Here is a 7,288-nt window from a genome sequence, read left to right on the forward strand (position 1 = left end):
AGATGCTGAAGCAAGAGGAATCATTAACGGTGAAGTAGTAAAAGCATTCTCTAGAAGAGGAGAAATCGCAATTCCTGCTCGTGTAACCGACGACATCAGAGAAGGTATTGTAAACATTCCAATGCACTTTGTAGAATGTGCTGCAAATGTATTAACCAACTCCGACTCTTTCGACCCTAAATCCAAAATGGTTGAATTGAAAGCTTGTGCTATCCAAGTAGAAAAACTCGATGAAGTTGTCGAAATGAAAGGTGAAGTATACAAAGACGGTACTGACACCGAAATCAAAGCTGAAGACATGGCAACTACCACCGTAAAAGTAGGTAAATAAATGAGGAGTAGATTTAAATGAGCGCAAAAATTAACGATATGTACTACGCATACTCTGCTATCGAAGACATCAAAGAAAAAGGTGAATACGGTGGAGTAGTTACTACTATCATGAAATACTTATTAGAAGAAGGTATCGTTGACGGTGTTGTTGGTGTAACCCAAGGTCACGATATTTATGATGGTGTACCAACTCTCATAACTGACCCTGCTGATGTTATCAAAACTGCAGGTTCCATTCACTGTGGTACTTTAAACATTGCTAAATTCGTATCCAAATACTTAGATGGTGCAAGATACATGAAACTCGCTGTTGCATGTAAACCTTGTGATGCAATGACCATCCGTGAATTAATGAAAAAAGGAAAAATCATCGAAGAAAACGTCATTATGATCGGTGTAAACTGTGGCGGAACTATGTCACCTGTTCCAACCATGAACATGATTAGAGATGTATACGATTTAGATCCTAAAGACGTTGTCAAAGAAGAAATCGCTAAAGGTAAACTCATCATGGAAACTGCTGACGGCGAAAAAGCTTTCAAAATCGATGAATTAGAAGAACAAGGTATGGGTAGAAGAGAAAACTGTCAAAGATGTAATCTCAAAATCCCTTCCAACGCTGACTTAGCTTTAGGTAACTGGGGAGTTATCGGTCCTTTAGCTGGAAAAGCTACTTTTGTTGAAGTATTCTCCGAAACTGGTGCAGAAGTTTTAGGTAAAGTAATTGACGCAGGTTTAATTGCTACCGAAGAACCACTCGAAAAAGGTGTCAAAATCAGAGAAAACATTAACAACTTCATGCTTAAAGAATCCCAAGCTAAAAAAGAAATCGATTACGCAGGTACTACTGGAGACATCATCGACGTATTCTATCAATACGAAGACGAATTCTCCAAATGTATGAAATGTTACGGCTGTCGTGAAGCATGTCCATTATGTTTCTGTGAAGACTGCTGTCTCGAAGCTGAAGGTCCTGAATGGGTACCTGGTGGATACACTCCTGCTGCTCCATTCTTCCACTTAACACGTTTAGTACACATGGTTGACGCATGTACCAACTGTGGACAATGTTCCGAAGTATGTCCATGTGAAATCCCTGTAGCTAAAGTATGGAGTACTGTAAACAACAAAGTAAGAGAAGTCTACGGATACATCCCAGGTATGGGCAGTGACGACCCACTTCCATTTACTGACCACGTATCCAAAGCTAAATGGTTATAGGGTTATCCCTATTACCTTTTTATTTTTTTTCTCGTTGTAAAATAACAGTGTTATATCGGGGGATAGTGTGAATAAAAAGATTTTAGTGATTTTAACTTTTTTTATAGTGATTGCTGGAATGTCAACAGCATGTGCAGTCAGTATCAATGATGTTTCCAATGCTTTATTTGGTGATCAAAAGGAATATGTAACTCTCGCCGGAGTCGATTTTGCTATTCCGGACGGGTTTAGTGAGGTTGAAAACGAATCTGTTTATAACGAACAGGTTGACAATCCAGTTCTTGATTTAAACTTTTCTTCTAAAGTATATACTAATGTTTCAGGAGATGCAATAATACTTTCCGTCAGCGCATCAGAGAATCCTGCCAATGATAGTTATGCAAAGGATATCGCTGGCGATGAAGCAAACAAAACAACAATCAACGGTGTCGAAGGATATGAATTCACTGATCCTGGTTTTGATGGATTCAGTTATATCAAGGATGGCAAATTGGTAATCCTATCATCAACAGACAAAGAACTGTTTAAAGATGTTATAGCTTAATTTTAAGCTATTATTATTTTTTTTTAAGAGTTGAATGGTTCACGGTTGTTTATTCCATCTAAGAATATTTCTTCAAGCCTTTCTTCGCTTTCGCCATTTCTCACATGTGAAATCAGTTCGACCAGGTTGTCGTTTCTCAGAAGACATGGCTTGATTTTACCGTCAGGTGTTATCCTCAATCTGGAGCATTTTGCGCAAAATTTAGCGTTATCAACTGGCTTGACTACCTCGATTTCTCCACCGTCTATGTAATATTTTTTACGGCCCTGCATAAATTCACGTTCACGCACATCATCAGCTATATCAGCCAGCTCTTTTTCGATGTCATCTAAATTATAGTGATAGTCCACACTGAACTTGTCGTCATCGCAGTTTTCGCTTTCGATGAGTTCGATGAGCTGAAGCACAATGTCATGCTCCTTGCAGAATTCGAACATGTCGTCAATCTCATCCTGGTTGATGCCTTTCATTATTACCATATTGATCTTTACCGGATAGAGTCCCACCTCAACAGCCTTCAGAATTCCTCTTTTTGCATCCTCAAGATAGTCCTTTTTGGTGATGAACTCGAATGTCTCGCGATTTAGGGTGTCAAAGCTCACGTTGACACGGTCAAGACCGGCATCCTTCAAATCCTGTGCATATTTTTCCAGAAGAATTCCGTTTGTTGTCATTGAGATGTCCTTAAAGTCAAGGCTTGCAATCCTTTCGACAATCTCGACGATGTCCTTTTTAAGAAGTGGCTCTCCGCCTGAAAGCCTGATTTTCCTGACGCCAATCTTTTTAGCTATTTTGCAGATTGTATACAGCTCATCTGCGGTCATCTCATCCTTTGATTTCACCATTCCGTCGTGGTGGCAGTACAGGCAGTTCACGTTGCACCTGTTTGTGAGTGTGATTCTCAGTGAAAGGATAGGCCTTTCGTATTTGTCTCTTACAACATTTTCAAGCATTATTCTTCCACCCTGACAGTTATTTTGGAAATTTCCTCATCGATTCTCAATGAGCTGACGGTTGCATATATTGTTTCCTTTAGAATGCCCTGTGTGAATGCGTTGAGCTCCACATCATGGCCGTTTGTCTTTAGGCTGATGTCGGCACCGGTCAGATCATCAGTAATGTTTGATATTTCGATATCTATGGTCCTGACATTGTCCTCGGTCTTGATGGAGTTAATCATTCCCTTGATTGAATTTGAAACGATGGTCCTTGTAAATTCGTTGATTTCAAGGGGCTTGTCATTGATCTTGATGGTGCATTCGGCTTCAATCGGATTTTGGGAAACATTTTCACTTGGAATGACCAGTTCGATTTTTCCGATGTCCTCAACGTCATAGTCCTTGAGGTTCAATGTGTTTATGACTCCCATTACGCTTTGCTTCAGGTAATCGCTTACAAAATGATTCAGTCCCACAACATGTCCGTCGATTGACAGGTAGCTCAAGGTTTCATCCAAGTCACCGACACCTAAGTTGCCTTTACGGATTTCAGCCGCAATTGCCTCGCCGTTGTTGAATCCGCAGTTGTTTGCAAACAATGTGTCGACGATGTCGTGGCCCCTTTCCTCTATGAGGTCGGCCAGCTCTTTGACGCCATCATCGTCAATTGTAAAGGAATCCACTTCCTTTATGGTGTATTCATCGCGAACATCAGGGGATGTGATGATTTTAGGGTAATTGTAACTTTTATATCCTTCAATGATTACAAAATCATATTCATCAAAGTGTTTTATCAAAAACAGTATCCTGTTCAAATCCATTTCCTGGCGGGCATTGAAAAAGGTGGTTGATCCGACTCCCACTACAAGATTTGCACCTGCCTGTTTGTGCTTCCAGGTGTCAGTATTTTCCTTGTCCATTTCTATGGAGTGGTGCGAATGCTTGACGGAGGCCACATTGTAGCCCCTTCTTGTTAGTTCTTCAATGACTTTGACTGTCAGTGAAGTCTTTCCGGTATTTTTCTTGCCGACTATAGATACTATTTTCATTTTATAATCCCCTATAATATAATAGGTTTTTGTATTAATTATATCTTTTTGATGATGTGCGTTTATTCCACAATTTTTTTTAACATCGCATTGTTTTTACATACATGTGGGGTTACTACACGTCAAATCACGTTTTTTTCTCGTCAATTATTTGTTTATTTGGCGAAATAAGTTGCGTATCTTCCTGATCTTGATTCTATTGATTTTTTTCAATGAATTTAATATGAATAAATATCAATGTTTTTCTGATAACAATTAAATTTTATTTATGAGTATTATTTCCTTAAAATATCCTTTAAATTTATTTATTTTTAATATTGATATATTATAATTTGAATTAGGTTATCCTAAATTATGAATATCATTATTTTTTTGAAATTGCTGAAAAATAATCGATATGTTTATAAGTACAGTTCGATAAAAATTCTAATTGACATAATTATGTTAATATTTTGAGAGGTATTATTATGGCAGTAAAAATAGATCCTGACGCCTGCGGACATATTGAAAATTGTCCGGTACAGGGGTTATGTGTTAAGATTTGTGAACAAGGTGCGCTTGTTGAGGAAAATGGCGATGTAGCTATTATCGCTGAGAAATGTGATGACTGTGACTTATGTATTCAGAATTGTCCTAATCAAGCAATATCAAAAGCCTAAGAGGGATTGAAATGTTTAATATAGAAAGAAAAGGCAGTGAAAACAGAGTATTGTCCTACAAAGATCAAAATTGTGTTGGCTGCGGCATATGCAGCGAAGTGTGTCCTACAGATTCATTGAGATTGGGGCCTACCGTTCCTATTGCACGCGGACTGATAGAGATGGATCTTGTTTCAGTGAATGCTAATTCATGTGCATTCTGTGGATTATGCTCTTCTGCATGTCCGTTCGGCGCTTTAGACTTAACCGTCGATAATGTCAGCATAAAAGAATTGGACGTATATCCTAAATGGAATGTTGAGTGCAGCGTCAATGATGATGACTGTGTATACTGCGGAAGATGCAATGACGTATGTCCTCAGGATTCAATCATCTTCAAAAGGGAGCTTCCTGACCGCTCCGAACTGGTAAGAGGAGAAATCGACATAGATGATGAAAAATGTATCTACTGCTCATTCTGTGCTGATATGTGTCCTGCCGGAGCAATAACAGTTAAAAATATTCCTAAAGCATCTAATGATGTTGTGGCCAATTCGATTGAAGTGGATTTATCCAAATGTATCTTCTGCGGAGTCTGCAAAAGGATATGTCCTGAAGATGCCATCAGGGAAGTCTGTTCAACATGCATGTACTCAGATGAGATTGATGTTCCTCAAGTCACCGGTGAAACATTCATTGTTGAAAATACATGTGTAAGCTGCTCATGGTGCAGTGAGATATGTCCTAAGGATGCAATTTCAATCGCAAAACCGTTTGAAGGTAACCTTGAATTGGTTGAAATCGAAGAGGAAGAAAAGATTTGTAAAGGCGAATCATGTCATGCATGTCAGGACGTATGTCCGTGCAATGCTGTGGAGATCGTCGACGGCAAATCCGTTACAAACCTTAACTTCTGTAACCTGTGCGGCGCCTGCGTAACAGCATGTCCACAGAATATCAGAGTCGTATCAAGGACAGCAATGAAACTGGAAAATGTCAACTCCAAGTCATGGAGCGAAATCCTTGATACATTGCTTGTCGGAAAATGAAGTTCATAGAAATTTGACCTAACCAAATAACCATCACCTATCTAACCCTTTTTTTTAACTTTTTTGAGTAAATCTTTTTTCATGTCATTATGTGTAGTTACTACACATTTTTTTGAAATGACATATTTTTTTTACATTTTCTTCTGGTTTTTCGGATATGAAATTCGTTGAATTTTTCATGAAATCATCGAAAAAATATCATTTTTCATCATCACGTAAAAAAGCGAGATACTCGCTCATATGTCCTGAATTTTATTGATTCCAATGATTTGCGATTTTGATGTGTAGTTACTACACATTTTAGGCATACCAAAAAATTTTTTTCTGATTTTCATGATTTTGTAATACTTTTTACCTAAATTATTATTACAAATTTTAAGGAATTTTTTAGTTTTTTACATTAAAACATGATGTACATAACTTTGTTTTATATCAAATTTATTGAAATTATTCTTTTATGTTTATAAGATTGGGATATTGTGATATTCTCTATTTTGACTATTATAAACTGATATCTAAAAGTCAGATTGTGTAGTATTCCCACAGTAATATATAATACTTTCTATTTAATTCTAGTAGGCAACTATATTTATATAAGTAAATATATTTTATATCATTACACATTGGTGGTTCAAAATGCCGAAACATATTGCATCTGGTTTAAAATATTTGGCTGCGGTCAAGTTGAAAGATGCTGGTAAAAGTCATCAAGCAATTGCTGACGAGTTGGGCGTTGACAGGTCTACCATTTCACATTATCTGAATGGCAGAAACCTTTCTTGGAACTCAATCGACGTTGCAAGAACAATAATCGACCTGACTCCCAGGGATTTTTTGCGAATGACCGAGGCAATATTTGACGAGCCGGAACAGAGTCGAAAAATTGTGAATATTTGCCGAGAAAGAAATTTCGAAGTAATTATAGAAGATTCTTGTATTGGTTGCGGCTTATGTGTAAATGCATGCACTATGCACGCTATTAGCTTAGAATCATTGCAGGCGCATGCAGACTCCATACAATGTTGTGGTTGTGAACTTTGTAGTGAAGACTGCCCAACTAATTCAATAAAAATTTTGGAGATTGAAAATGATTAGAAATTTAAAAGAGGTTAAAGACAACAACTTTGACATCACAAGAGATGCTGAAGAAGTTAGAAACTTGTCTTTCAATGACTCTACCTGTTTAGGTTGTGGGATTTGTGAATCAACCTGTCCTGTTGAAGCAATTACCTTAAACGCAATTGCTGTGGACGCACGTCACAGAACCTTTAACGATGTATACTTCAGTGGTCATGAAAAGATTGCTCAAAACTTCAAAGAAGAATTTGATGTTCAAAGAATAAGCATTGACGAAAGTAAATGTGTATTATGTGGTATGTGCAGTGGTTTATGTCCTGTTGATGCATTAGTATTAACTATTGACGGCACTCCAATCAAAGAAATTGAAGCATATCCTCATTATAACGCTTTCTCAGAAATTGATGATGATGAATGTATTTACTGTAAAAGATGTGAA

The 7,288-nt window shown here is 37.5% G+C and carries 9 protein-coding genes; 7 read left to right on the top strand and 2 right to left on the bottom strand.

The window, feature by feature from the left end; translation table 11 throughout:
* The 3 genes from ACJMML_RS05190 to ACJMML_RS05200 form a co-directional block, all read left to right on the top strand.
* A partial coding sequence (locus ACJMML_RS05190) for a molybdopterin dinucleotide binding domain-containing protein (RefSeq protein ID WP_405306303.1) occupies positions 1-331 on the top strand: 331 nt, incomplete at its 5' end.
* A 17-nt stretch (positions 332-348) separates the two neighbouring features.
* Positions 349-1,554, top strand: a complete 1,206-nt coding sequence (locus ACJMML_RS05195; RefSeq protein WP_405306304.1) for a Coenzyme F420 hydrogenase/dehydrogenase, beta subunit C-terminal domain — start codon at positions 349-351, stop codon at positions 1,552-1,554.
* A gap of 67 nt (positions 1,555-1,621) precedes the next feature.
* Positions 1,622-2,098, top strand: coding sequence for a hypothetical protein (locus ACJMML_RS05200; RefSeq protein WP_405306305.1), 477 nt, complete (start codon positions 1,622-1,624; stop codon positions 2,096-2,098).
* A gap of 23 nt (positions 2,099-2,121) precedes the next feature.
* Here the strand turns inward: ACJMML_RS05200 and moaA are convergent, their stop codons facing one another.
* Positions 2,122-3,051, bottom strand: a complete 930-nt coding sequence (gene moaA, locus ACJMML_RS05205; RefSeq protein ID WP_405306306.1) for a GTP 3',8-cyclase MoaA — start codon at positions 3,049-3,051, stop codon at positions 2,122-2,124.
* The gene (mobB, locus tag ACJMML_RS05210) at positions 3,051-4,085 is read right to left on the bottom strand and encodes a molybdopterin-guanine dinucleotide biosynthesis protein B (RefSeq protein ID WP_405306307.1); all 1,035 of its coding nucleotides are present in this window, start codon (positions 4,083-4,085) and stop codon (positions 3,051-3,053) included. Before mobB ends, moaA begins: the two co-directional genes overlap by 1 nt.
* Before the next feature lie 467 nt (positions 4,086-4,552).
* Here mobB and ACJMML_RS05215 point away from each other — a divergent pair, with 467 nt between their 5' ends.
* The 4 genes from ACJMML_RS05215 to ACJMML_RS05230 all read left to right on the top strand — a co-directional run.
* Positions 4,553-4,744 (top strand): 4Fe-4S binding protein, encoded by a 192-nt coding sequence (locus tag ACJMML_RS05215; RefSeq protein WP_296786441.1) that lies wholly within the window; start codon positions 4,553-4,555, stop codon positions 4,742-4,744.
* Between the two features lie 11 nt (positions 4,745-4,755).
* Positions 4,756-5,772: a tungsten-dependent formylmethanofuran dehydrogenase subunit FwdF gene (gene fwdF / locus ACJMML_RS05220; RefSeq protein ID WP_405306308.1), complete on the top strand. Its 1,017-nt coding sequence runs from the start codon at positions 4,756-4,758 to the stop codon at positions 5,770-5,772.
* 636 nt (positions 5,773-6,408) lie between these two features.
* Positions 6,409-6,867 (top strand): 4Fe-4S binding protein, encoded by a 459-nt coding sequence (locus tag ACJMML_RS05225; protein ID WP_405306309.1) that lies wholly within the window; start codon positions 6,409-6,411, stop codon positions 6,865-6,867.
* Positions 6,860-7,288: 4Fe-4S binding protein (locus tag ACJMML_RS05230; protein WP_405306310.1), on the top strand; the 429-nt coding region annotated here is incomplete at its 3' end. The genes ACJMML_RS05225 and ACJMML_RS05230, both read left to right, overlap by 8 nt.

It is taken from the genome of Methanobrevibacter sp., from assembly GCF_045130115.1.
In the GTDB taxonomy this organism is placed as follows: Archaea; Methanobacteriota; Methanobacteria; order Methanobacteriales; family Methanobacteriaceae; genus Methanocatella.